We start from the raw sequence: 23,581 nt of genomic DNA, 5'->3' as shown, positions 1-23,581 counted from the left end.
ACTGCCATGCGATGACTTCGACACGCCAAAGGAGTTCCTGTCGGCCCACCTGGACAATGGGAACGTCGGGCCACCTCGGATAGCCGGCGACAATGAGATGGAGGAAACGTGATGGCGCGTCCCGCACGACCGTTGGACCCTGTGCGCTCTCGCGCGCTACTCGATGCCGCCGGCGTCGCATTCGCAACACACGGCTTCGAGCGGGCCTCGCTCAACTCGATACTGGCCGAGGCGCGATTCCCGAAGAGCTCCTTCTACCACTACTTCGGGGACAAAACGACACTGTTCGAGCGCGCCGTGGAAGCCGGAATGGACGCGCTGCGCGCAGCGGTGATACCACCGAACATCGACTCACTCGATCAGCACAGCTTCTGGCCGCAGATACGTGACCTCGGTGATCAACTCCAGACCGCCGCCACCTCGGACCCACGCACCCAGATTGTCGGACGCCTGCTTCACGCCGCCGACGTCCCGCCCTCACCCACGCTCGACGCTCTTCGCCACTCGATAACGACCTGGCTCACACACGCACTCGAAAGAGGCCGCGACCTCGGCCAGATTGACCTCGACACCCCCCTGGAGCTTCAACTACACCTACTGATCGCCGTCCTCACGGAAGTCGACCGATGGGTGCTCGCCCACAACGCGAACACCGACTCCACGTCCGCGGCACTGCGCGTACTCGAACGCTTGCTCGTCGCGTGATCATGGCTCCTGAATATGTCAATCGGAACTATCAGATAAACGGTTGATTCGGTCTTGGTTCGACACGCCGAGCTGAGCTAGGCGAGAAGGATCGATCATGACCGAAACACTGGATCCCATGGCGGCCGAGGTGGATCAGAAACAGCTGGCCGAGCAACTTCTGGCACAAGCCAAGGAGCACGGCGTGGAGTTGATGGGCCCGAACGGACTGCTCAATCAACTCGCCAAGGATGTCCTCGCTTTGGATGCGGAGATGACCGAGCACCTCGGCTACGACAGGCACGACTCGGCCGACCGGGGCAGCGGCAAACTCTCGAAACGGTACCGGTCGAAAACGGTCTTCACCGAGACTGTACCGGTGGAGATCGGCGGAGATCGGTGTCCCGCGGGACATCGATTCCTCGTTCGCCCCGCAGATCGTCAAGAAGCGACAACGCCGCCTGGCCGGTATCGACGAGATCGTATTGTCCTTGTCCGCAAAAGGAATAACCACCGGGGAAGTGTCCGACCACTTCCAGGACGTCTATGGGGCAACGGTCTCGAAAGACACAGTTTTCGGGATTGCGGACAGAAGCGTTCCGTCTAGCAAGGAGGTTTCTCGGAATGTCCTTGCTTTCTTCGAACCTTCGGAGCGTTTACCCGCGATGAACTCGGTTGGACATGGCCACCGGATACCCCGCATGACCGTAAGACCCTCGCGGATTCTCTCCACAGCACACCCGCCTTCGCATGTCTGAAGCAGGTAATTCAGCTATCTGACGGCCTGAACCTGGTGTTTTCGCCACCACCATGCACCGTGCGCTCGCTCAGAATCTTCGTGCCGTGCCCCCATTTTTTGGGGGCACTTGGCGATGTTCGCGGACCTGCAGGTCGCACTCGCGACATTGCCGCCGCCATTCGAACCACAATCGCTCGAAACGAAGACGCCGATACCATCGATCAACGTATTCAGGCGGCCGAGGACGGAGGCCTCCCACTGTCGCTCTGGTAGAGCGCGACATCGCCCGGCAGGACCTGCGTGGGATTGTAATTCGTTGCAGTGCATGGCATTTACCATATGTTGGTTATCGGCAATCATTATTCGCACTTGGATTGCAAACTCGAAGTACTCAGACGTGCCCGACCTTGCCGATCAAAGGAGCCATCGGGTGGCACGCTTGCCGATCAAAGAAGCCATCGGCTGGCGCGCTGCCCGCGATGGCGGCTCAGGCGAACCGTTCACCGACCTGTGGATCGAAGAGTTGGTAGCCGAGGGGGCGCATCGCGTCGATGACCGCATTCGCATGCTCGCTTTGGAATCCGTAGCCAATGAACTCGATCAATTGCTCACCGATGTACACATCGAACATTGGGGTGCCCTCCGCGGCAGTCCCTGGCGGGCGCAAGAACTGCCCGTCCCACGCCCAACCTGGGAGATCCTCCACAAATGCCTGCAAGATGCAATCGCGGTCTACAGCATCGACGCCGCTCACGTGCTGCTCGTCGTTTAGCCGCGCGTAGACGTGGGAGAGGTCGAGATCATCGCCTCCCGCCCAGAACGCCAGGTTGTAGCTCATGGCTCTTAGTATGCCTGCGCCTTGACCTCTGTCGAGATTTCTTTACTGACTGCCGAGCAGGTGAGCCGAATTCCGGTCCGATGCAAACCGTCTCGAATCATGTTCTAACGCATTAATTCAGGCAGTGTCGGCCTGAACATGGCAAGATCCGCGCGGTTCAGCGCTGTAGGAGCACTGGAGACAACTCTCGTAACTGGTCGATACCGGCTGTGTGGCGTTCATTCCGCGATGTTCACTGGATCGATCGGGTGCTTAATTGTCGGGTTCCACGAGGCAGCGGCGACGTAGGACTCGAAGTCGCGCGCGGGTTTACCCAGGACGTGCTGGACGGTGTCGGTGACAGCCGCCGCTTCTCCGTCGCGCATCAGGCCCAGGTATCCATCGAGAACCTGGACGTCTGCTTCGGGAAGCCCCGAGCGATCAGACCGGTGTTGAACTCCACAGGCGCGATGTCGGCGAAAGTTATCTCGCGGCCGGCCGCAGCGGAGATAAGAGAGAACGCTTCGCTAAGGGAGTAGGCGCGGGGACCAGTAAGTTCGTACGTGCACCCCGCGTGGCGCGAATCGGTCAGTGCGGCAACGGCAACCTCTGCGATATCCCATGCGTCGATAAACGACTCCTTGCCCTCACCCACCGGCAGGATCAGCGATCCCGAGAGCACCGCGTCGCGGAAGAAACCCTCGTCGAAGTTCTGGTAAAACGACGACGGCCGCAAAATTGTCCAATCCATCCCGGACTCCTTGACCGCTCGTTCCGAAGTCAGATAGCGCGGATCACCCACGTGATCGGCGCCGCGTCCGGAGAGCTGGACCACCCGGCGCACCTGCTAAACACCGGCCGCGAGCACGCCGCTGCGTGGGTGCAACACGCGCAGTCCGCTTGACCTGCCAAACAGCGTTTCGGACTCCGTGGCGCTGTTCATGTTGTTCGCGAGCCATTCCGCGTCCGGCTGGACCATCGGTTCTCGCAGGCAGCAGCGGCCGCCGTTGTCTTGGATGTAGTGGGTGAAGTCCTCGTTCTCGTACCGCCGCGTTCTCCGGTGCGGGGTATCACGACACAGCGTGTGGGAGCAGCTGTTTCGGTCGTGGTGATGCCTTCCCGCGAGTCGGTAGAGTCGCCCCCCCTGTCGCCATGTCGAGTACTTCCGTCAACTTCGCAATGCCAAACAACCGTCTCGGGCTCAGCACCATATCGGGCGTGCTCGACTACAGTCCCCTTCATAGGACGGTCCTGCGGAGTCGGATTTGTGGCGGCATCGTGAGCAGAAGCAATGTGCGAGGTTTCTCCGACAGTCAATCGTTCACCGTTTCGCCGCTTCCTCACGGCCGCGGTGATCAGTTCGGCCGGCTCGTCGGTGACAGCGGTGGCGATGCACACTTGGGGCGCCCACCTCGTCTACAGCCCAACGCGTTCCGGCTTGGACCGCTTCATGCTCGGTCCCGCCGAACACGTCGGCCAGATTCTTCCTGCCGCCCACAGGACGCCGCGCCGCGCCGCGACAGCAACACCCACCACTAAAGCCAGTGCCGTATAGAGCGCGATCACACCATGAAGGCCACCGCCGATTTACCGGGAGCGCCCGACGCAAACTCCGCTCTTGCAGGGCTCGGCACTGAACAAGTCTCAGCCAACCGACGGCACTTCGGTGATGGCGTCGGCGGTCACGAGCATGTCGATCTCGACGCTGTTGGTTCCGTCGCCATCGGTGACGCGCACAGTTACCCCTGCCAGAGCCATTGGTCGTCGTGCATTTCCGCCCAGAATTTCAATTCAGATAGCGACTTCCATCGAAACTGGTTGTTACACAATCACTTAAGAAAGAGAACTGACACAAATTGAAAGTTACCGGTGAGATATTTGCACTGTTACCGATCGCCATCCGAGCAACAAACCACGGTCCATCGGATCCCCGTCGCATGACGAAAGACGTGCGGGCCGATCCACATGATCAACTGTCTGCGCCGCCTCGGATGTCGTCGCGGTGCAGGGACGCGAGTTCGGCGAGGTGAGTTCCGACCCGATCAAGCGGGACACCGACCGTGACGAGATCGCGAGAACCTCGTCCTGCACCTATCCCACCGTATAGGTCGGCAGATGCACACAACGGACTAACGTCGACCACGTCCAGCGCCGTCGTCTCGACAGCAGGACCCACACCACCATCAAATGCCGAGAGCTGCGTGCATGGTGCGATATTGAGCGTCCCTTTCGCCCTTCCGGACTTACCCGTGGACGTGCAGACTCATACAGTTACTGTGGACGCGTAGTCACACTTAGTTTACTGTGGGCACATCTGAGGTAGATGCCACAAAGGAGCCCGAAATGCAGTTCCTAACACTTCGTCGCACGCGGCGTAACGCGCCATCTGTCCGGTTAGCTCCGGGGCGCAATACCGTCAACGAACATCGCGATTACCACGACACTCTGCGCACACTGTCCGAGGCATCCTCGACAGGGCTCCACTTCGAGGCGTTCAAAGACATCGCCTGGAATTCGCCCGAGTTCGCCGCCCCCGCGGACGACCCAAGATGGACACTCCCCGCGGTCGACCCCTTGTCCCACACCGACTGGTACCGCGCGCTCTCACCCCAGGAACAACGGCGGGTTGCCCGGATTCGGCTCGCATCTATAACAAAGACCGGCTCCCAGTTCGAGCAACTGCTCCTTCTCGGCGGTACCCAGTTCTTGATGGGCCTGGCGAACGAGAACCCCGAATTCCGCTACTTCATGCACGAACTCACCGAAGAGACACACCACATCCAGATGTTTCAGGAGTTCACCAACCGGGTGGCTCCGGAGGTACACGGTGCCCCAACGTGGCTTGTCAAGGCCTTCCCCCTGGTCGGTTCGCTGGGATCGCTGTGGCCGAGTTTCTTCTTTCAGATCATCCTCGCTGGAGAGGAGCCGATCGACCACATCCAGAAGAGCATCATGCGCGGCGGTGGCATTCACCCGCTCACCGACCGCATCATGCAGATCCATCTCGCCGAGGAAGCACGTCACATCGGGTTCGCCCATGCATGGTTGCGCCATCACGCTCCGCGCATGAGCCGATTCAACCGCCTCGCACTCGGCCTCACCACGCCTGTAGTCATGCGCATAGGGTTTTGGTCCATCGTCGTCCCTAGCCGGCAGGACGCGACGTTGCTGGGTATCCCCCGCAATGTTCTGCGCGAGACCTATTCGATGCGCAACCCCGATTTCCGGCGACTCCTTGCAGAGTCCTGCGCAGACGTCCGGAGCCTCGCCGACGCCAACGGAATGCGCACCCGGCTCACCCTCTGGTCCTGGCGGCTTACCGGAACCGACGGCCGGCTGTCGCGTTACCGCAACGAGCCGTCGAGGGCCGCGGCTTGACGATCTGCAACCCGCGACGCAGCTGCCCCTCTCCCACTTCGACAGACAGCTGCGTTACCCACTCACCGCGGTCGAGGCAATGGCGCACAGATATCAGCGCGCCAACCACAGGCCCACACCCGAATCGCCCCATCGAATTGTAGGAAGCACATCCATCGAGGCCGAACCGGCGACATCAGTGCCGGCGAAGACGCAACATTTCCAATGACATAGCGAATTCACTTTTGCTACTACAGGTTTCGGCACAACGTACTGCGAGCGACGTTCAGCACTTCCGCGATTCGGTCATGGATACGCCGTCGCCCTTCATCTTGGTCCGGCAATAGAGTCACAGCCCGACCACGCCGAGCAGAGCTTCTCCTGGATCGACGACGGCAACAACGGCCGCAACGAACAGCAGCGCCATCGCAATGGTCATCACAGCACCGAGCGATCCGAGGGCGACGAACATCCGACAGTGGGCACCGTTGATCGTGTCCGACGACCTGTAGCGTCGGAAGGCGATGCGGGTTCCGGTTGCGACTACAGCGATCACCACGGCGGTAGCGACAATCGCCGCCCAGTTGTAGTGCTCAACCTGTGTGAGCAACTCGAGCAGTGGCGGCCCGGAGTCTCCGCTCTGCACACCGTTCTCGATCAGAGACTGCGCTGTCTGCCCGTCCGCGTTGTCAGCGGAGAGCATCGGAAGCAGCGCGACTACGGGTGCGACCGTCGACTGGATGTTGAGCACAGCCACAAACACCGAAAACAATGACAGCACAGTCGTAGTGGCCGCCGCGACCACGCAACCTACGCCGGCCGTCAGAGATCGCCGCCACAGAGTCGCCGCGAGCAGACCCAGAACCGCGGTCAGCAGCACCGAGATGACGATCTTGATCGCGTGCCACTCGAACCAGTAGTCCACCATCTCCGCCAAGCCGGGAGGATAGGTGCGGACTCCGCTACCCCAGTAGTCGACCAAGCCGCGGCCGAGCAGCACACTCATGACGGATTGATCTTGGAACTGCGGATAGCGTCCGCGTAACAACGCGGCCGGGCCCAAAACGAACGCGGCCACCAATGCCGCTCCGGCGCATGACAACGCAACGATCGACCAGCGGCTTCGGTTGACGGACGTGCTCATTGACGACTCCCTTCCGGGAGAGAGTCAATCAGCAGGTACTCGACTGCACATCCATCTGCAGTACTACATCTGACGAACGAGGTACCAGCTCAGGATTCGATACTCGATCGCCGGCCGCGCCGGACTCTGGCAATCGTCACCGCGGCCAGGATCAACCCTGCAACCGTGATGAAGTCGGATTCGGTCACCCCGCGCGAAGGCCACGCTTTCGGCCGCCGCCGTCGAGGGTAGGACCGCCTTGGTGCTGGCCGTGCTTAGTGGACAATGCGAACATGACGACCTGCGCTCCTGCTCAAACCGTGCACTTTCATCAGAAGCATTACACGGCAGTGGTTTCTGGCGCGAAAGTTTCCACCGTCCGCTGGCGCGAAGACATTCACGAAGGGCCGGCAATTTTCATCTTCGATAAATCACCCGACCGCCCGCCCCCTTTCAGGACAGGTCACCGCTGTAGAAACGTACGATCTCGCTCATCTGTCGCCGCTAGCAGCCCGCCAGCCACCCGGCACCGACATGACGAATTTCGCAAGACAACTCCGGGTCAACTACTACCCCGAGATGCCTGAAGACGCTGTTGTTCAGGTGGTCGTCATAGCCACCGGTCACCACGGGGATTCGTCACTGCCCCCGACGTAGTGCAACCGAACTCAGCCATCGAAAACGTCTGTTGTACTTCCGTGTGCGTCGAGGTCTGCACTGCCGGCGCCGATCAGGTAGTTGCGGCCAATTCTGGCTGGGTTGATCGGTCCAGGCGCGCTGGCACTCGTCCGGGGTCAGCGTTGTCGTGGATCCTCTGCGACAGGGCCGCCTTCGTTTTCCCACCGATCCAGTGCGCGTTTTTCCTGCTTGGCGGCGGTGTCTTTGCGTGATCCGAGTGATTTTACGGTCTTGAGTAGTTCTGTGAGTCGGCCCATGACCGGACCATACTCGACTTTCCGGCGAAGCTGACCCAGGGTTGGACGTATCTCCATCTGAGATGCCATAGGAGACTTCGACGGCGTCGACAACCGCGAAACCCTCCGCCCCGCCCTGCTTGCACTACCCGCACGAGAACGCACGATCCGGGTGCAGGGCGGCGAATTGCCAGCGCGGGCCAACTCGGAGTGCGATTTCGGGACCGAAATGTTCGCGGCCAAACCGCGAGCACAACGGCGGCGACGCTTCGCACGACATCGCCGCGTCGTTCGGCGAGAACACTGGACCTAGGCCGGGAAAATCGGGTGCTTCAGCCGTCGCGATAGGGATAGGTTGTGGTGCGTGAGCGCACAAGTGATCATTCTGACCGGCCCACCAGGGGCAGGGAAGTCGACCCTCGCCGCGAAACTTGCCCGCGGTTACAGCAAAGGCGTTCATCTGCACACAGACGACTTCTGGCACTGCATCGTTTCGGGCGCGATACCTCCGTACGAGCCCACGTCCGATGCGCAGAACCAGACTGTCATGGATGTGATCGCCGGCGCCGCCTATACCTATGCTCGCGGCGACTTCACCACGGTGATCGACGGAATCATCGGGCCGTGGATGCTCCCCCACTTCCGAACACACGCGACACAGCACCCGAACTTGGCGGTCCACTACATCGTGCTCCGGCCGCAGCGCGACATCACGCTGAAGCGAGCCCAAGCCCGAACCGCGCCAAGCGCCTTGATCGACGAGGGGCCAATCCTCTCGATGTGGGATCAGTTCTCCGACCTCGGCGAGCTCGATGATCATGTACTGGACACGTCGGGCGACGAGGAAGAACAGAGTGCCCAACAAGTGGCAGCGGCCATTCGCGACGACCGTTTCCGACTCTTTGCACAGTAGCGGCTCAATCCGCCGGAAACCGTCTTGTTGCAGGCCATCTCGCGGGCCATACGAGGCATACCAGCCAGGGACCCTTCAACCGGAGTGGAAAGCCCTCTTTGGTTCGCCGACTGCGGTCTCGGCTTTCGCTGTCAGTCTCAGAATCGGCCGTGAACTGTTGAGACCAAGGCTGTTTCTGAGGCACCGGAGGATGAGACATGTTCCCTTATGTGGCTGAGAAAATGAGTGCAGATCACCAGCTAACCCTCGTCCGCCGACAGAAAACGGTTCCGGAGCGAAATCGATTTCAACAGTTGTCGAATCGACAGCGTGTCCGAGAAACCCGTCTCACCTTGTGGGGAGTTCATTGAACAGGTCTGACAATTCTGATTCGGGCATTTCATGGCCGCGGGCGGCCTCGCGTGATCCAGTGACCGCAGCTCAGGAACCGCCGTCCATCCTCGGTGGTGTCGAATCCTTCTGTGAGGGCGCGGAATGCGATGCCGCGACCGCCGAGTGTGTGGACGGTGCCGATGACGTGGCGGACACCGCTTCTGTTTGGGCGACGAATACCGATTCGAGTATGTTGCAACCGAACCGACCTACACACGATCTACCGGTGAATTTTGTCGAGTTGACACTATCGAAGGATGACACTTGGTTTTCGAATCCGGCCACCCGATGATGATTGCCCTCGACATTGACGGCACCCTGCACGTCGCGGAAGACACGAATCCGCTCGCGCACGAAACGATCAGCATCGCAGTGAGATCGGCTGTGCGGGCAGCTGTTCGATCCGGAGCCCACGTCGTGCTGTGTACCGGCAGACTCGCCCCCGCCACACGACCGTTCCTACTCGAGCTCGACATCATGACGGGGTTCGCGATCTGTTCCAACGGGGCCGTGCTGATCGATGCCGCAACCGGGAAAATCGCGGAGCAAGTGGTCTTCGATTTACGCACTCCCATCGCGGTACTACGCGAACAACTACCCGGCGCGATCTTCGTAGCCGAGAACCCGGGCATCGGGGTCAGAGCAACCGGCCGTGTCGACGACGCGGATATGCACCATGGCGAGGTCGAGCTGGTCGATATCGACAAACTTGCGACCACGCCGACCACCCGACGGGCGATCCACTGGCCTGGACGCAGTGGGCAGGAGCTGACCGAAGTCTTGTCTGCTCTCGATCTCCCCGGCATTCGAAGCCTGTGCTACGAAGACGAACCACTGGCCGACTTGACCGCAGCCGGCGTAAGCAAGGCTGCGATGCTGGAAAGGCTGCGCATCGACCTGGGCGTCGCCGCAACACGGACCCTAGCCGTCGGTGACGGCATCAACGATCTGGAAATGCTGGACTGGGCCGCTCACGGCGTGGCCATGGGTCACGCACCCGCTTCTGTGCTTGCCGCAGCCGACCAGATCTGCCCACCAGGCACCGAGGACGGTCTTGCCACCGCATTGTCGACATGGTTGCGATAGAACATCTGGGCTGTGCGCGGCGCGTCGTGGACGCCTTGGATCTCGGTCATCAGATCGTCGAAACGGAACATCGGCGCTGGGCGGTCGTCCCAGACCCGCTTGAGTGCGCCGGGTTTCATCTGCTCGAAGCCGACAGCCAATGCGCATTCGACGGTGCCGCTGGCGACGGCTTGGCGTGCGAGGAAAAGGGCCGAAGATCCTGTGGCGCCCTGACATCCAGCGGTGGAACATGTCTTGGACGTAATGGGTGAAGCACTCATTCTCGTACCCATCGCGTTCGTCAGTGCGGGTGTCACGAAAATGCTTGTGGGAGAGCCTGTTTCGATCATTATGATGCCTTCCCTCGAATCGGTAGAGTCGCCCCCTGTCACCATGTCGAGTACTTCTGTCAACTTCGCAATGCCAAACAACCGTCCCGGGCTCAGCACCATATCGGGCGTGCTCGACTACAGTCCCCTACATGGGACGGACCTGCGGAGTCGGACATGTGGCGGCATCGTGAGTAGAAGCGATGAGTGAGGTTTCTCCGGCCGTCAATCGTTCATCATTTCGCCGCTTCCTCACGGCCGCGGTGATCAGTTCGGCCGGCTCGTCGGTGACAGCGGTGGCGATGCCCATTTTGGTAGTGCAGCTTCTAGACGCGACGCCCTTCGAAGTCGGTATGGTGAACGCGGCTCAGTTGATTCCTTATGCGGTGCTCGGGTTGTTCGCGGGGGTTTACGTCGATCGGTGGCGGCGCAAGCCAATCCTAGTGTGGGCCAGCGTCGGTCGAGCGGTAGCACTCGGCACTGTTCCGCTTCTGTGGCTCGCCGGCCTTCTGCACATCTGGGTCCTGGTCATCGCGTTGCTGTTGTTCGGCTCCTTCTCGGTGTTCGGCTTCGCTGCGATGCAGTCCTTGTTACCCCGGCTGGTTCCACGCAGCCAACTGGTGAAAGCAAACGCTCGACTCGACCAAGCCGACGCAGCAGCAACGACATTGGGGCCAACGGTCGGGGGCGCACTCGTAGGCCTGCTCGGCGCTCCCGTGGTGATTGCCGTCGACGCAATCAGCTATCTCGCTGATGCCGCACTCAATTCCGGTCTCGACGTAGACGAGCCGCGACCCGCTTCTCGCTCCCGCAACCTGATGAACGAAGTGCGTGAGGGTCTGAGATTCACCTACCGTCACCGCACTCTCAACCCACTCGCAATATCGACACACGTGTGGTTCCTCGCCAACGGAGCCGCGTTGACTGTGCTGTCTCTCTTCGCCCTCCGCTCACTCGGGTTCAGCGCCTACACATACGGCTTGCTTCTGACGACGTTCGGTGTCGCAAGCCTCCTCGGAGCGTCCAGTGCACATGCGATCGGCACGCGAATCGGACCAGGGCGAACGGTCATCCTCGCCCGCTCGCTGTATCCCCTCACCTGGCTTCTCGTTACCTTCGCGACCGACACAATTGTTGGCCATCTCCTGCTCTTCGCAGCTCTTGGCCTGCAAGGCTTGGCGGCAGGCGCGGAGAACGCGAACGAGATGGGCTATTGGCAAGCACACACCCCCGATGAGCTTCTCGGGCGCGTGAATGCCGCCCGGCGTTCCGTCAACCGCACCATGGCCGCCCTCGGCGCCGTGACAGCAGGCCTGTTGGTCGGCGCGATCGGCGAACGCCCCACCCTGATCGGCGTCACCATCGTGTTCGCCATCGCAGCAGGCACACTGGCGTTCTCGCCGCTGCGACACTCGGCGCGGGATCTCTGACCTCGGCGTTCAGCGCAGGTCTACCTCCGCGGCGGCCAAGTTCTCTGACAGCGTGTAATTCCTAGGAGCGTCCGTTCCAGGTGCAGGTCATGTTGACACTCGCAGACAGCATCCACGCATGCACGTCGACATCGAGGGTGCCACCCGGATCGCCCGCCTCGCCGCAGAATTCGACTGGACCTGGGCCGGCGACGACCTGGAACCATTCTGCGCACAGGCTGGATGGGACCTCGTCGAACTCAGGCATGCTGGCGGCTCGATTCGGACGAACTTTCATGTCAGCCGGCCGACGGCGAACATGTTCGGGCGGCAACACAGAATGGATTCGATCTCGATCTTAGTCACGGACGTGGCAGATGATGCTACGCCCATGACCGTGGTGCGTCCGTTGCTGGTCGAAGGATTCACGAACCTCGATGTGGCACTAACTGCACTCCTGGGGACAGCCACGAGCGCCGAACCTGAGGCAACTATCCGGTGGGATCTGCCGAAAGCGGTCATCACACTGAACCGGGGTGTCAGTGCGATCCACCTGCATCTGAAGAGTCCGGGATATCAGGCATGGGCGGATGAGCCCGAACCGGAGTACGAGGACGAGGACTAGCGATCGAGGTCATCTCCTGACCAGGTTCAGTCGAATTTTGTTGCCAGGAAGAATATTTCAGCAGAACGGTCAAAGTCGGTTCGCCTGGTGCATCGCACTGTGGCCCCAAGCGATCCGTAACGTCGAAGTCGATCGCCTGGACGCTGTACGTGTCTAGATCCGCGGCCCCCAGGACATGCGATGTTGAGGTCTATGGTTATTGACGCGCCTCGCTCCCGATGTTCGGTGACGGTCCAACCTGCGGCGGGGGCAAGAGCCTCGACGCCGTAGCTGCAACGCTCGGCTTCGGCAGATCCTCGGTCAGCCGCGCACTCCTGACGGTGCTGAGAAGATCAAAAGTGGGTCGGACAAGCTCTCACGAAACGCATGATTCACTTATGGCTGGAAGAGATTCCGGACGAAGGAGAGGCTTTCGGGGAGCGCTGCCCGCATCGTCTCGATATGACCGGTCGGATATGTGCGGAATGTGACTGGCTGGCGGTTGGCGGCGAGTTCGGCCGCGAGTTTCAAAGCCAGCGGTGCCGGCACCATCTCGTCCGTCAGCCCCTGCCCGAGGAACACTGGCCGGTCGTACCCGGTCGTCGGGATCTCCAGCATGCCGCGAGCAGCAGCCAGCACCGCGGGATCGTCGAGGGGCCGGTTCACCAGATCGCCGATCGTGACGTCGCCGAGGCCCGATGCCATGTCCTGGTAGCAGTCGGTTTCGGCTCGGGCCAGGGCATCCGTGCCGCGTGGTGTCAGGTAGCGATCGATGTCGAGATCGGGTCGCGCCGCCCGGAGTCCTGCCAAGAGGTACGAGACGAACACGGTGCTGCCGGTCAGTGGCAGGCGGGGAAAGTCCGGCCCCACGAGTGGTGCAAGGTTCTCCAGATTGGACGGCGCCCCGGTCGCGACCGCGCCCCGGTAGTCCAATTCGGGTGCGTACCGTGTGGCGATCGCTGCCGTGACCATAGCGGCCTGCCCGCCCTGAGACTGTCCGAGTGCCAACCACCGCGGTGAGAGCGACGGTTCGACCGCACGCGCGGCACGCACCATGTCGATCACGCTGTGCGCCGCCGACGGTCCGTCCAGGTACGCGTGGATTCCCGGCGTGCCGAGCCCCACGTAGTCGGTCGCGACGATCGCGTAGCCCTGCGAGAGCCAGTTCGTGAGGTATGGACTGCCGACGGTCCCGGTCACGGTGGGAGCGCACTGGTCGGAAATACCTACAGTGCCGTGAGCCCACGAGATGACCGGCCAACCGCCTTCGGGTGGATCGCCGGGGGGCAGGAAGAGCGCGCCCGTACTCAAAGCGGGCCGGTTCAGCGGTCCCGTGGACCAGTACGTGAGCTTTGATGCGTTGGCGGCGCCGGGAATCCAGAAGGAGTGCGGCAGGGAAGTTGCCGCGGTCACTGTGCCCGGCGTCGTGATTGGCGCCGGTTCCTGCGCGTGGACGGGCGCGGTCGAGACGGCCGCGAAGGCGAGCGCGATCACCATCAATACTTGGCCGAGCCGTCGTCGGATCATTGCCCCGCTCCCCGGATTCATCCGCGTGTACGCCGACTACCATTCTGCGCGAACCGGGGGTGCCGGTACACCGGTTCGACCATCTTCGGGTGCCGCTCCTGCAGTCGAGGGGCCAGCGGACTGTGCGCGACGAAGAACTTCAAGCCGAGGTCAGCCCTGTGCATACCGAGAATTATTCGGTCTACGGTGCACACAAGGTGTAGCTGGAAATGCGTAGTGAGGGCATTGATGTGGCACGGTGCACGATTGATGGGTGTCTTCGGGCTCGAATGCGCACGAAGAGGCATGACCAAGCGCACCGCCATCGCCGATCCACAAGGACATCGCGCGGACGATCTGGTGCAGTGAGGTTCAACCCTGTGACGCCAAAATGTTGTGGGTCGCCGATCTACTTACGTTTCGGCGTGGTCGGGTTGGGTTTATGTCGCGTTCGTGATGGATGTGCACTCACGGCAGATTCCGGGCTGGAGGACGGCTAGGACGATGATGACATCGTTGGTGGCTGATGCGATTGAACATGCGATCTGGACCCAACGGCGAGAAGGGATTACGTACTGTCTGGACGCACTCATGTCTGTGGCGTCACCACCCCAGGCGCGCAATAGATTTGACGCCCGATTCGTGAAAGCCCCATCTCGATCGACGAGAGTGTTGTCGAGATCGAGCAGAAGGGCCATGGCCGAGAGGTCTATAGCCGAGCAACCTCTGCGACGATGTGGTGATGACCGACAAGGTTGACCCAGTACAGCCCACTGAGCTTCTGTGGTTCCGAGGTGATTGCCACATCCACTCGATCTACTCCGATGGGGAGCAAACTCCACCGGAATTGGCGGAGACCGCTCGTCTACTGGGATTGCACTTCGTGGCCACTACCGATCACAACACAACCGCGGCTCACCACGCGTGGCAACAAGAAAACATCGCTCAGGAGTTCGCAGTAATCCTCAGAGAAGAAGTCACCACCCCTCACGGACATTGGCTCGCTCTCGGACTCCCACCCGGACATCTCGTTGACTGGCAGTACGCCGACGTCGTCGGTCTCCACGCCCAGCGTGACCTCGTCCACGACGCCGGAGGAATATGCGTCGTGGCACACCCATACGCGCCCTACCCGTCAGGTACCTTCGCTTACTCGCACGTCGGGTTCGATGCCGTCGAAGTCTGGAACGGTACTTGGGAGTCCGATCTACCGTGGCAAGCAGACAACGAACGAGCCCTTGCACATTGGGCACGTCAGTTCGTTGTCGACGTTCCAGCCGGGCGCTGGACCCCCGCGATCGGCAACAGCGATACGCATCTGAGAAGCCAGATGGGCTTACCCCACAATGTCGTTGCAGCCGAACGATTGAACACAGACGATCTCCTGACATCCATCAAAGCTGGCCGGACTTGGATCTCAGCCGCAACCACCGTCGACCTGTCGTTCATGGCAACTTTTGACGATCAGTGCGCACAGATCGGCGACGAGCTCGATACACATGGCAAATCGGCCACGGTTCAGGCCACCGTCCACGGCGTGCCGTTCGGCACCGTCACCATTCACACCGATGCAGGACCAATTCACTCAGAATCGTTGCCCGGCAGCGGAACCTGCGAACTGTCGCGTCCTGTCCCTCCAACTTCGACGTTCGTCCGCGCAGAGGTGCGTTCACGAACCGGTCACATGGCCGCACTCAGCAACCAGTCATCTTGAGGGACAGGAGAACACCTTCACAGGAGAACCTCTGACGAAGACGGTTCAAGCGATAGCCGACGCGCAATGAAACGCGGCCCGCGACCGCTCCGACTACGGCCCCGGGAGGTTGACTGGCGGATGTGCAGCATTCGAAACGCACAGTATTCCTTCAGAGCAATTGCGGTAACTCGAATTCGATCGTTGTCGGAGCCAGGCCGAACTCGGGATATGCCACGGTGATCCACAAGGGCCCCTGAGGGGGCGGGCTGAGAAAGTATTCGCCGCCGGTGGTGATGCCGAACAGGTTCTCGGCGATACCACGCCACGAACGGCCACTGTACAACCACGGCTCATTCGGGTCGTCGGGGTAGTCGCCGGGGTGGGTCGAGTTCGCGAGAATCGGCCCGGTGATGGTGTCGACAATGAGTCGAATTCTGTGCGGTTCAACGGGTTTGATCCGGGATCCGAAATTCATCTGTTCGTTGCTCGGCTGGGCGAGGGAGGGCATCTCCTCGGGCGTGGGTTCGTGCGCTACGACATGGAATGCGAGCCCAGTACGAAATAGCTGCAGGTTGGTCAACCGGAGATCGAAGCCGGGGTCGGCGGGGAACGGTAGGGATATGTCGTATGAAGCGCGAAGGTTGGAATCGGCTTGCGGGAGTCGCCGCCAGTCGGGGAGATCTCGGCTACGAATCAGTTGTTCGGTACGAGATCGTTCAGGACGGTTCAGGGCATCGAGCTTCTCCCTCAGTACCGGGTTCGGAATTTGTTCGCCAGCCAGCCGCAAGACCTGACCACTGCGCAGTACGTGCGCATCCCACTGCGGAGTGGACCGTACGTAGGCGAAATTGATACGTTCCGACATCTTGTGATCCTCTCGCCGCCGGGTGTTACAAGATCGTATTCCGCCGCCGACCGGCTGCAGACTCAGCCAGACCAAATCTGTTCCACAATCATTCTTTACGTTGGAGGACCATGGAAGGATGCTGAGATGCGTACGTTGATCGCAGCGGGGGCTGCAACCTTCTTGATTGGTGGTCTTATCTGCGTTGGCTTCGTGCTTTGGTGGCTCGGACAACCGACCCATTGCTCTTCGTACGCACCTCTGACATCGCAGATCACGGATCCGACCAACTTACCTACGATCTCCCTCTGCCCTGGCAGTGATGAGAGCCCGACGCTGTATCTCATCGTCGGGCCACTGGCCAGCGCTGCGGTCGGAGCGCTCACTGGGTTCGTTGTCTGGCGCAGCGGAGTTCAGTTGTCGCGCACCCGGTAATTTTTACCCTTCTCACTACCGACCTCGCGGCCTTGCGCTGAAGCGGCATGTGCTTCACCAACCCAAATTCACCACGTATGGAAGCGATACCGCAGGTTGTCGACTCGATGCGCTCGGCGACGACCTCGACGAACTGCTCTCCTATCTAGACGCCTGGTCCGAGGCGATCGTCGATGCCAACTCCTATCCCAAGCGGATTTCCGGGATCTACTACCTCGGCGGTGGCCCGCACGGTTCCGGGTTGACCATCGATATCGCAGCTGATCTGTACGAGGGCAGGGCGTGAATGATGGCCGTAACCCATTCTCAGCTAGGCCAAACCTGCTGCACGATCATCCACAGCCACTCACGGACAGGCTGAGGAAACGGGCTCCAGTACAACCACCAATTGTCCACAACGAACCTTCCTCAATTGTGCTGTTGCACTGAATCAGTGACGACCCGGCGGGTTGACTTCGTCAGCGGACTTGTCGAGCGCAAACCTTTGAATGCTGGGTGTCTGAGTCCGCCGTCGGTGCACTCCCGGTATTCCACTTCGCACACCTAAAGCGGTCCAAATCCGCGTTACCAGACCAGCGCGGCTCACGGATGGACGGACGTAGCACGATAACGGTAGCCATCCTGGTGCGCATCGGAACCGTACTGCGCAACAAGGTCCTCATATTCAAGGTCCACTAGCTGGCCTGGAGTCAGGACGCGGTACCCAGTCGCCACAATCTCGGAGTAGAACACCCAACAACCGCCGGGAATTTCGGCGGCGTCGAGTACACCCCAGCCTTCCTCGGCGTGGAACTCACGGACGACTGCGCTTGCCCGGAGCGGCGGCGGGTCCTCGAACGTGGTTTCGGCAACGAGGTCCGAATCCGTAATCTCAGTGATGGTGCCGTCAGGATCGATGTTCCAGGCTGTGGCCCCGGTGAATGTCGGCTCTCGCCCCGGAAAGCTCTGTGGGCCGAAGACCGAGATACCGGCCGCGATGACCGCCAATGCCGTCAGCGCATATCCCCATCGCCGGGAATTTCGGGAGCCCATGCCATGAACGCTACAGGCACCACTACGCCTAGTAGGGGCTGCTCGAATCGTGGGTCGTCGAGCACGGCGTCTATGCGGCAGTCGGCAACAATCTGCGCGATTGCCGCTCGTCCGCAGCGATGGTGGCGAAATGTGGATGATCGTCGTTTGTTCCCTGGAGCAGTGGGTGGCCGCAATCTCGTCTTCCACGCATCCTCGAGTGCGGCTCGTAGAACCGGTCCCGGTGATGGCCCAAGGAATGTACGAATGCGCCAGGCGGTGATGCCGAGGGCAATGGCGATCGCGAGAGCGAGCGCCTTGGCTGGATATAGGCCCGCCGGCGAATAGCGTCAGTCATGATCGGGTTTTTCCTTCTAGAGATTCCCGGTCTGGAGCCTCGCCGGTTGTCGCCGGTGGGGCTCCTGCGTTGTGTGGGTCAGCTCGTTACGCCGCGTTAAGAACCTGAAAACTCGGTGAGCAAACCTTCCTTTCCCAGGTGAAGCGGCGGATTATCGAAGTGGTCGCGCATCTGGTTACCGCGCGGCATGTCGAGCGCGCCTGAAGGCACAACGGGCCGGGAGGTCACATGCTGCTACATCAATCGATCGGGTTGGAGCGCTTCAACGAACTACCGCGGCAGAAGGCAGTTCACGCATTGTTCGAGTGCTGCTGCTCGCTGACGTGGGCCGGGTGGGTCAGCGACGGACGTCCGTTCGCCGACCACGCGGAGATCCTCTCGCGCGCCGAGGACGCGATTCTCAACCTCTCGGACGTCGACGTCGAACGCGCCCTGCAATGCCATCCACCGGTCGGCGTCCGTAGGAACAGCGTGCCGTCCCACCTCGAGCAATGCTCGATCTGGGTTCCGGACGACGCCGTCATGGCAACCATCTATCGCGCCGGCGAGGAGTACGAGCGGAACTTCGGCTTCCGGTATCTGTGGTGTTCGCACGGCCACGACGCCGACGACCTGCTCGAGAACATCGGCCAGCGCATGTCCAACGAACGGTCCGTCGAGCGCAAGGTCTGCGTCGACGAGCTCGCCAAGATCACGCGGACGAGGATCGAGCGCATGCTGGGACCCGAGGACGGTTATCCCGAGTACTGAAAAGAAGAGCGGGTGCAGCGCTTTCGCGCCGCACCCGCTTTCATGCTCTGAATCGATCAGAGATCGAACTCGGCCGGAGAGATTCCGACTGCAAAACACATGTCGCGTACGACGCCGCGCTCGTGCTCGTCGAAGTTGCCGTCCGCGCCGCCGATGATGATGCCGATCTGGATGACTGCGCGGGCCTGATCCTGCTTCGACTTGAGCTTGGCGATGGTCGCGGTTGCCTCGACCTTGCCGAACTCGTAGTCCGAGGACAGCTTGCTGCAGTACCAGTCGAACTGCTCACGAAGCTCGTCCGGCGGGAAGACCGCGAGCGACTCGTTGCTCATGATCAGCGCGGCGGTCTTCTGACGCTCCGACGGATCGATCGAACCGTCTGCGGCGGCGATCAACGCGCACATTGCCATGCTCGCGTTCTTGAATTCCTTGTTCTGGAACTGGCTGGTCTTTGTCTTGAGCTGGCCGTTCATCTCCTGAGCCTTAGCCTTCAACTGATCCCAGAATGCCATGAGTCTCCTCGAGTATTGCCGCCACACACCGCGCGTGGTCGTACCACCACTCTGCCTGTGCGCTCGGCAATCCGCCATCGGCCGCTAGGTGCGGTCGAACACTGCCAGAATTCGCGACTCGGAGATCGGGTCGAGCACGTCCGGGGTGAAGTGCCATTGCGTGCGGGTCCACGGATCGTGAACCTCCGTCTGCCCTGCTGCCGAAAGATGTTGGCACCCCTCGGACAGCGCGGCGACGGATTCTTCCGCGAAGTTCGACTCATCCTCTCCGACAATCAGTATCGACAAACCGATTGCCGGTCCGCGTTCGGCGAGGAACATGATGGTCTGTGCGTCTTCGGCGGAATATCCGTGCGGGAAATCGCTGAGGATCAACAGGCGCAGGGAACTCGGGCCATCTGCGACACCACTCATTCGCGCGAGTTCGCCCATGTCGACGGCCTCGGCCAGTGCCCGCAAGCGCGCCGAGATCTCGGTGTGAGCGGTGATGACCGGCCCCGCGAGCATCGGTGCCAGTCGGTCGGTCAGTGGCGTGAGCGAGCCGGTCAGGTCGACGACGTCGAGTAGCGGCATCGGGCCGGCGGCCATGACGCGCACGGTGACGGCACTGATCAGACCGAGCGCTGCTTTGCTCGACGTACTGTCCACCCAGATCGGCCGGCGCAGTGGCAACGGGACGCAGTAGGGAACGGTGAGTGTGCCGCGGTCCGGAGCCGACAGCTCGCCAAGACGCATTCCGTCGCTGACGGCCGTGATCTGGGCCGGATCGGTTGTACCCGCCCAGGACACCGACTTCCACGACGCCATCGACCGTGGGAGCACGCCGTCGATCACGCCGAGTTCGTGCGCAAGCTGAGCGCTGTCGCGGGCGTGATTGTCCCGCGCGAGTGAGACGAGGTCGTCGTGACGCTTCTGTGCGGCATCGCGCGCCGCCACTCCCGCTGCCGAGTTCCGCAACGACGGATCTGCGACGGCTGCGGTCAGATCCTCGTCCAAACGGGCAAGCGCGTACTCGCTGCTGGAGACGAAGGAAGCGGCAGAACGCGAGGCGTCCTCGAAGATCATCCACGCACGCTCGAGGCCGCGGCCCACCTCCAACGGCTCCACGGCGGAGTCCCACTCGGGCGCAGCTGTCGGGCCTGGTTGTGCCGGCTCGTCGTCCACCTCGACGCCGTGCACCGAGATCAGTTCCGCCAGACCACCCGCATAGCCCTGCCCTACGGCCCGAATCTTCCAGGCACTGGACTTTCGGTACAGCTCCCAGCAGATGACCGCTGTCTCGGTACCTGCGGTGGGGATCGCGAATTCGGCCAGGACCGAACCGGATTGATCGCTCAGGGTGGCGGAGAGCCCGGCCGTGCGAAAGGCGCCCGCGGCCGTCGCTGCCGGATCCACGCTGACGATGCACAACACGGCCGCGGCATCGGGGTGAAGTCGATCGAGTTCCACCCGGATGCCGCTCTGGTCGAGTTGCACTCCAGCGGTGGATGGTTGGTTGTAGAACACGAAGTCCGCGGACGTCAATGCCCGCAGGTTCGCGTCCGCTACCAGCGCCGACACGTCGAACGGCGTCTGGCTCTCGGCTCGAAACGTCACCACGGGCGCCTGCAGCGACGCGTTCTGTCCGGGAACAAAAGTCATACCCACAGCAGCGAACTATGCCATGACCGGGCTCTCTCGGTCAGCCTTGCACGTCCGCCACCACTAGATCGGCCACCGCGGTCATCCCAGCGTCCGTGAAGTGCAAGCGCTGCGCCGTCGACTCCGAGAACAGGCCTTCGAACCAACGCTGATCTGCACTCGCACATGCGTCGTGCCCGCCGGCGATGCTCGCCGCCGCAATGTCGACAGTGCGCACACCGTGGGCGTGGGCCACCTCGTCGAACTTCGTGTTGTAGCGAGCGAAGTAGTCCATGAACCAGGATGCGTCGGCGTCTGAGAACGGAATGTTCGGCCAGCATCCGCGAGAGGAGATCATGCCGCCCTCACCGATCAGGTAGATGCGAGCGTTAGGCGCGCGCTGCGTGACCGCAGTCAGGATGCGATCCAATTCTCCGGCAGCCCGGTCGATTCCGGATTGGGCGACGGAATTCGCGAGCGGGTCGTACCGGCATCCACGATCGGTTCCTGGCCCCGGAGCGACGCACAGGGGGCCGAGGAAGATGCTGTTGGAGTCGTTGCCGCCGATCGAGATGGTGATCAGGTCGGTGTCCGGGTGAACGGCATCGAGTTGGACAGGCCAGTAGTTCGGAATCAGCTGTGGAGTGTCGATGATGTTCTCGGCGCGTGCCGCGCTGCAAGAGACGTCGGTGAACTCCGCGACCTCGAGTGCCCGAGAGATCTTGCCCGCGAAGTTCTCGTACGAACGCGAACAGGCGTCGGGGTACATCGGTTCCAGCCTTGGACCGGAGGCACGGGAGTCACCGAGGGCGACGTACTTGATCCCGGTGCCGGATACTCCTGACCGAGTTTCCGACTGGGGCACCGAAGCCTGCGCGATTCCGGTGCTCACGAGCGCCAGCACAACGCCTGCGACGGCCGCCGCCCGACCGAGAAGTTTCCCTCGAATGATCATCTACTGTGCCAAGTCCTCTCGCGCACGGCCGCTCGACTGACGGCTCGACATGCCGCATGAGGTTAACGCACAGAGGGGGAAACGATGTCCGGTTCGACGGACGGCGATCGAAATCACCTACCGCCGAACCGGATTCATCTCGAGTATGCAGTCTCGACTCAAGCAGTGAGGAAACGGCCCAGCTGCGGCGCAGCTTCTCCTGCGTGCTTGGCCTGGATACCTTCACCGATGGCCTGCAGCTTCCATTCACCGTTCACGCGGTACACCTTTGCCATCACCATTCCGGTGAAAGCCATGCCGCCCTGGAGCGTGTATCGAGCGAGCTCGGAGTTGGTGGTGCTGTCCACGAGACGGCAGAAAGCGTTGGAGACCTGCTCGAACGTGTGTCCGCGGTACGAGGTCACGGTGAAGATCACGGTGGTCACGTGAGCCGGGACCCGCTGAAGATCGACGAGCATGACCTCGTCGTCGCCGTCTCCGTCGCCGGTCAGGTTGTCACCCATGTGACGGACCGAGCCGTCCTTGGACGTCAACTGACCGTAGTAGCAGACGTCGACGAGGTTGCCGTCGGCGTACAGGAGTGCCGAAGCGTCGAGGTCGACATCGGCGGTACGGCTTCCGAACAGGCCGCTCTTCTTGATCGGATCCCAACCCAGACCCATCTGGATCATGGTGAGCGCGACGCCGCCCTCCTTGCGGAGTGTGACCTTCTGTCCCTTGGTCAGGCTGACGGGGCGTCCCTTGACCAGGCTCACCTCGGGCTGCTGGGCCGGCGGCTGGTTCTGCACGGGAGGCGCCGGGGGCGCCTGGTTGTACGTCGGCTGCTGGTTGTACGCAGGCTGTTGGTTGTAGGCAGGCTGCTGCGCCGGCGGGTAGGCCGGCGGCGTCGGTCCCTGGTTGTAGGCCGGCGGCTGGTTGTACGCGGGCGGGGCCGGCGGAACCGGCGGCGCGTTGTACGAAGGCTGCTGCTGCGGCGGCTGGTTGTACGCCGGCGGTGTAGGAGCGACGGACGAGGGCGGGGTGATCGGCGCCGGAGCCGCGACCGGAGTGGGAGGCGGCGGTGGTGCATCGTCGACGGACACACCATGATCGGTGACCAGCGCGGCAAATCCACCCGCGTACCCCTGGCCGACGGCGCGCACCTTCCATGCACCCTGGCGTCGGTACACCTCGAGCGCGATGACGATGGACTCGGTGGTGAGGCCGTCGATCACGTACTCGTACAACACGTTCCCGGCCGCATCGGAGACCCGAGCGGTCGGTGCAGCAGTGCGCCCGAAGTTCGACGAAGCGTCGTCGAGCGTGATGACGGCGCGAACCTGCTCGATATCGGCGGGTACGCCGGCGAGTGAGACTCGGAGTGAGGCAATGCCACCCGGGTTGGGTACCAATTGCACGCCGGGTCCGGTCGGCTGGTTGAAGAAGACGAAGTCGGCGTCGGAACGAACTTTTCCGTTGCTCGTCACGAGGAGTGCAGACAGGTCAGCGGCCGCAGCCAGCTGAACCGAGACAACTACATCCGAGACGTCCAGCGGGCCGTTCTGCCCTTTGGCAAGCGATACAGACAA

Annotated in this window: 25 protein-coding genes and 2 pseudogenes; 14 read left to right on the top strand and 13 right to left on the bottom strand. The window is 61.7% G+C overall.

Annotated elements, in window-relative coordinates:
* Positions 1-111 precede the first annotated feature (111 nt).
* From A0W34_RS03265 to A0W34_RS32700, 3 genes and pseudogenes are all read left to right on the top strand, one after another.
* Positions 112-705: a TetR/AcrR family transcriptional regulator gene (locus A0W34_RS03265; RefSeq protein ID WP_021333814.1), complete on the top strand. Its 594-nt coding sequence runs from the start codon at positions 112-114 to the stop codon at positions 703-705.
* 97 nt (positions 706-802) lie between these two features.
* Positions 803-1,298: pseudogene (locus A0W34_RS33355) on the top strand (transposase); the annotation flags it as partial.
* Between the two features lie 555 nt (positions 1,299-1,853).
* Entirely contained in the window at positions 1,854-2,195 is a 342-nt protein-coding gene (locus tag A0W34_RS32700; RefSeq protein ID WP_156888905.1) for a hypothetical protein, read from the top strand.
* Positions 2,196-2,479: 284 nt separating this feature from the next.
* On the opposite strand, the gene A0W34_RS32695 is transcribed toward A0W34_RS32700, so the two are convergent.
* Together A0W34_RS32695 and A0W34_RS03250 are read right to left on the bottom strand one after the other, a co-directional pair.
* Positions 2,480-2,626: a hypothetical protein gene (locus A0W34_RS32695; RefSeq protein WP_156888904.1), complete on the bottom strand. Its 147-nt coding sequence runs from the start codon at positions 2,624-2,626 to the stop codon at positions 2,480-2,482.
* Positions 2,626-3,075, bottom strand: a complete 450-nt coding sequence (locus A0W34_RS03250) for a hypothetical protein (protein WP_156888903.1) — start codon at positions 3,073-3,075, stop codon at positions 2,626-2,628. Before A0W34_RS03250 ends, A0W34_RS32695 begins: the two co-directional genes overlap by 1 nt.
* A gap of 456 nt (positions 3,076-3,531) precedes the next feature.
* On the opposite strand from A0W34_RS03250, the gene A0W34_RS03245 reads away from it, so the two are divergent.
* Both A0W34_RS03245 and A0W34_RS03235 read left to right on the top strand, forming a co-directional pair.
* Positions 3,532-3,795: a hypothetical protein gene (locus A0W34_RS03245; RefSeq protein WP_081557308.1), complete on the top strand. Its 264-nt coding sequence runs from the start codon at positions 3,532-3,534 to the stop codon at positions 3,793-3,795.
* Between the two features lie 788 nt (positions 3,796-4,583).
* Positions 4,584-5,618: an AurF N-oxygenase family protein gene (locus A0W34_RS03235; RefSeq protein WP_081557307.1), complete on the top strand. Its 1,035-nt coding sequence runs from the start codon at positions 4,584-4,586 to the stop codon at positions 5,616-5,618.
* A gap of 328 nt (positions 5,619-5,946) precedes the next feature.
* Here A0W34_RS03235 and A0W34_RS03230 read toward each other — a convergent pair whose 3' ends face one another.
* Both A0W34_RS03230 and A0W34_RS03220 read right to left on the bottom strand, forming a co-directional pair.
* Positions 5,947-6,741 (bottom strand): hypothetical protein, encoded by a 795-nt coding sequence (locus tag A0W34_RS03230; protein ID WP_021333806.1) that lies wholly within the window; start codon positions 6,739-6,741, stop codon positions 5,947-5,949.
* Between the two features lie 773 nt (positions 6,742-7,514).
* Positions 7,515-7,655 (bottom strand): hypothetical protein, encoded by a 141-nt coding sequence (locus A0W34_RS03220; RefSeq protein WP_156888902.1) that lies wholly within the window; start codon positions 7,653-7,655, stop codon positions 7,515-7,517.
* Between the two features lie 343 nt (positions 7,656-7,998).
* On the opposite strand from A0W34_RS03220, the gene A0W34_RS03215 reads away from it, so the two are divergent.
* Together A0W34_RS03215 and A0W34_RS03205 are read left to right on the top strand one after the other, a co-directional pair.
* Positions 7,999-8,547: an AAA family ATPase gene (locus A0W34_RS03215; protein WP_021333803.1), complete on the top strand. Its 549-nt coding sequence runs from the start codon at positions 7,999-8,001 to the stop codon at positions 8,545-8,547.
* Positions 8,548-9,183: 636 nt separating this feature from the next.
* Positions 9,184-10,005: an HAD-IIB family hydrolase gene (locus A0W34_RS03205; RefSeq protein WP_156888901.1), complete on the top strand. Its 822-nt coding sequence runs from the start codon at positions 9,184-9,186 to the stop codon at positions 10,003-10,005.
* On the opposite strand, the pseudogene A0W34_RS03200 reads toward A0W34_RS03205, so the two are convergent.
* Positions 10,005-10,211: pseudogene (locus A0W34_RS03200) on the bottom strand (lipid-transfer protein); the annotation flags it as partial. The gene A0W34_RS03205 and the pseudogene A0W34_RS03200 sit on opposite strands and share 1 nt — an antisense overlap.
* A gap of 305 nt (positions 10,212-10,516) precedes the next feature.
* On the opposite strand from A0W34_RS03200, the gene A0W34_RS03195 reads away from it, so the two are divergent.
* Positions 10,517-11,743 carry an MFS transporter gene (locus A0W34_RS03195; protein ID WP_065456192.1) on the top strand — a complete coding sequence of 409 codons (1,227 nt, stop codon included), beginning with the start codon at positions 10,517-10,519 and terminating at the stop codon, positions 11,741-11,743.
* A gap of 61 nt (positions 11,744-11,804) precedes the next feature.
* Here the strand turns inward: A0W34_RS03195 and A0W34_RS33350 are convergent, their stop codons facing one another.
* Complete coding sequence (locus tag A0W34_RS33350) at positions 11,805-11,990, bottom strand: hypothetical protein (RefSeq protein ID WP_230793181.1); 186 nt, start codon at positions 11,988-11,990, stop codon at positions 11,805-11,807.
* On the opposite strand from A0W34_RS33350, the gene A0W34_RS03190 reads away from it, so the two are divergent.
* Positions 11,940-12,347 carry a DUF6301 family protein gene (locus A0W34_RS03190; protein WP_232330045.1) on the top strand — a complete coding sequence of 136 codons (408 nt, stop codon included), beginning with the start codon at positions 11,940-11,942 and terminating at the stop codon, positions 12,345-12,347. The genes A0W34_RS33350 and A0W34_RS03190 overlap by 51 nt on opposite strands.
* A gap of 375 nt (positions 12,348-12,722) precedes the next feature.
* On the opposite strand, the gene A0W34_RS03185 is transcribed toward A0W34_RS03190, so the two are convergent.
* Positions 12,723-13,853 carry a lipase family protein gene (locus tag A0W34_RS03185; protein ID WP_232329971.1) on the bottom strand — a complete coding sequence of 377 codons (1,131 nt, stop codon included), beginning with the start codon at positions 13,851-13,853 and terminating at the stop codon, positions 12,723-12,725.
* 216 nt (positions 13,854-14,069) lie between these two features.
* Between A0W34_RS03185 and A0W34_RS33605 the strand changes: the two genes are divergently transcribed.
* Genes A0W34_RS33605 through A0W34_RS03175 form a run of 3 tightly spaced genes read left to right on the top strand, consistent with a single transcriptional unit; the run spans position 14,070 to position 15,546 of the window.
* A complete protein-coding gene (locus A0W34_RS33605; RefSeq protein ID WP_257237336.1) occupies positions 14,070-14,201 on the top strand; it encodes a hypothetical protein in 132 nt (43 codons plus the stop codon).
* A 27-nt stretch (positions 14,202-14,228) separates the two neighbouring features.
* The gene (locus A0W34_RS33785) at positions 14,229-14,591 is read left to right on the top strand and encodes a DDE-type integrase/transposase/recombinase (protein WP_074447135.1); all 363 of its coding nucleotides are present in this window, start codon (positions 14,229-14,231) and stop codon (positions 14,589-14,591) included.
* Complete coding sequence (locus A0W34_RS03175) at positions 14,575-15,546, top strand: CehA/McbA family metallohydrolase (protein WP_198035684.1); 972 nt, start codon at positions 14,575-14,577, stop codon at positions 15,544-15,546. The genes A0W34_RS33785 and A0W34_RS03175 overlap by 17 nt, the downstream gene beginning before the upstream one ends.
* 151 nt (positions 15,547-15,697) lie before the next feature.
* Here A0W34_RS03175 and A0W34_RS03170 read toward each other — a convergent pair whose 3' ends face one another.
* Positions 15,698-16,393 carry a hypothetical protein gene (locus A0W34_RS03170; RefSeq protein ID WP_081557302.1) on the bottom strand — a complete coding sequence of 232 codons (696 nt, stop codon included), beginning with the start codon at positions 16,391-16,393 and terminating at the stop codon, positions 15,698-15,700.
* A gap of 463 nt (positions 16,394-16,856) precedes the next feature.
* Between A0W34_RS03170 and A0W34_RS03165 the strand changes: the two genes are divergently transcribed.
* Positions 16,857-17,093: a hypothetical protein gene (locus A0W34_RS03165; RefSeq protein WP_054826767.1), complete on the top strand. Its 237-nt coding sequence runs from the start codon at positions 16,857-16,859 to the stop codon at positions 17,091-17,093.
* Between the two features lie 296 nt (positions 17,094-17,389).
* Here A0W34_RS03165 and A0W34_RS03160 read toward each other — a convergent pair whose 3' ends face one another.
* Entirely contained in the window at positions 17,390-17,839 is a 450-nt protein-coding gene (locus A0W34_RS03160) for a hypothetical protein (RefSeq protein ID WP_003941092.1), read from the bottom strand.
* Between the two features lie 565 nt (positions 17,840-18,404).
* On the opposite strand from A0W34_RS03160, the gene A0W34_RS03155 reads away from it, so the two are divergent.
* Positions 18,405-18,926 carry a 2-oxo-4-hydroxy-4-carboxy-5-ureidoimidazoline decarboxylase gene (locus A0W34_RS03155; protein ID WP_003941084.1) on the top strand — a complete coding sequence of 174 codons (522 nt, stop codon included), beginning with the start codon at positions 18,405-18,407 and terminating at the stop codon, positions 18,924-18,926.
* A gap of 56 nt (positions 18,927-18,982) precedes the next feature.
* Here the strand turns inward: A0W34_RS03155 and A0W34_RS03150 are convergent, their stop codons facing one another.
* The 4 genes from A0W34_RS03150 to A0W34_RS03135 all read right to left on the bottom strand — a co-directional run bounded on the left by A0W34_RS03150 (position 18,983) and on the right by A0W34_RS03135 (position 23,581).
* Entirely contained in the window at positions 18,983-19,438 is a 456-nt protein-coding gene (locus A0W34_RS03150) for a tellurite resistance TerB family protein (RefSeq protein ID WP_003941110.1), read from the bottom strand.
* A gap of 84 nt (positions 19,439-19,522) precedes the next feature.
* Entirely contained in the window at positions 19,523-21,079 is a 1,557-nt protein-coding gene (locus tag A0W34_RS03145) for a TerD family protein (RefSeq protein WP_081557301.1), read from the bottom strand.
* A gap of 40 nt (positions 21,080-21,119) precedes the next feature.
* Complete coding sequence (locus A0W34_RS03140) at positions 21,120-22,013, bottom strand: SGNH/GDSL hydrolase family protein (RefSeq protein ID WP_042922710.1); 894 nt, start codon at positions 22,011-22,013, stop codon at positions 21,120-21,122.
* Positions 22,014-22,171: 158 nt separating this feature from the next.
* The gene (locus A0W34_RS03135; protein WP_054187881.1) at positions 22,172-23,581 is read right to left on the bottom strand and encodes a TerD family protein; all 1,410 of its coding nucleotides are present in this window, start codon (positions 23,579-23,581) and stop codon (positions 22,172-22,174) included.

The organism is Rhodococcus sp. BH4 (assembly GCF_002079265.1).
Taxonomy (GTDB): domain Bacteria; phylum Actinomycetota; class Actinomycetes; order Mycobacteriales; family Mycobacteriaceae; genus Rhodococcus_F; species Rhodococcus_F qingshengii.
The sequence above is the reverse complement of the archived record's forward strand: the minus strand, read 5'-3'. Positions and strand labels throughout refer to the sequence as shown.

Excerpts from the sequence above, each read along its gene's own strand:
- A0W34_RS03145 (WP_081557301.1), bottom strand. The coding sequence starts at position 21,079 with ATGACTTTTGTTCCCGGACAGAACGCGTCGCTGCAGGCGCCCGTGGTG.
- A0W34_RS03235 (WP_081557307.1), top strand. The coding sequence starts at position 4,584 with ATGCAGTTCCTAACACTTCGTCGCACGCGGCGTAACGCGCCATCTGTC.
- A0W34_RS03160 (WP_003941092.1), bottom strand. The coding sequence starts at position 17,839 with ATGGGCTCCCGAAATTCCCGGCGATGGGGATATGCGCTGACGGCATTG.
- A0W34_RS32695 (WP_156888904.1), bottom strand. The coding sequence starts at position 2,626 with ATGCGCGACGGAGAAGCGGCGGCTGTCACCGACACCGTCCAGCACGTC.
- A0W34_RS03220 (WP_156888902.1), bottom strand. The coding sequence starts at position 7,655 with ATGGGCCGACTCACAGAACTACTCAAGACCGTAAAATCACTCGGATCA.
- A0W34_RS03170 (WP_081557302.1), bottom strand. The coding sequence starts at position 16,393 with ATGTCGGAACGTATCAATTTCGCCTACGTACGGTCCACTCCGCAGTGG.
- A0W34_RS03230 (WP_021333806.1), bottom strand. The coding sequence starts at position 6,741 with ATGAGCACGTCCGTCAACCGAAGCCGCTGGTCGATCGTTGCGTTGTCA.
- A0W34_RS03185 (WP_232329971.1), bottom strand. The coding sequence starts at position 13,853 with ATGATCCGACGACGGCTCGGCCAAGTATTGATGGTGATCGCGCTCGCC.
- A0W34_RS03195 (WP_065456192.1), top strand. The coding sequence starts at position 10,517 with ATGAGTGAGGTTTCTCCGGCCGTCAATCGTTCATCATTTCGCCGCTTC.
- A0W34_RS03265 (WP_021333814.1), top strand. The coding sequence starts at position 112 with ATGGCGCGTCCCGCACGACCGTTGGACCCTGTGCGCTCTCGCGCGCTA.
- A0W34_RS03155 (WP_003941084.1), top strand. The coding sequence starts at position 18,405 with ATGCTGCTACATCAATCGATCGGGTTGGAGCGCTTCAACGAACTACCG.
- A0W34_RS03245 (WP_081557308.1), top strand. The coding sequence starts at position 3,532 with ATGTGCGAGGTTTCTCCGACAGTCAATCGTTCACCGTTTCGCCGCTTC.
- A0W34_RS33350 (WP_230793181.1), bottom strand. The coding sequence starts at position 11,990 with ATGCCTGAGTTCGACGAGGTCCCATCCAGCCTGTGCGCAGAATGGTTC.
- A0W34_RS03140 (WP_042922710.1), bottom strand. The coding sequence starts at position 22,013 with ATGATCATTCGAGGGAAACTTCTCGGTCGGGCGGCGGCCGTCGCAGGC.
- A0W34_RS03175 (WP_198035684.1), top strand. The coding sequence starts at position 14,575 with ATGACCGACAAGGTTGACCCAGTACAGCCCACTGAGCTTCTGTGGTTC.
- A0W34_RS03150 (WP_003941110.1), bottom strand. The coding sequence starts at position 19,438 with ATGGCATTCTGGGATCAGTTGAAGGCTAAGGCTCAGGAGATGAACGGC.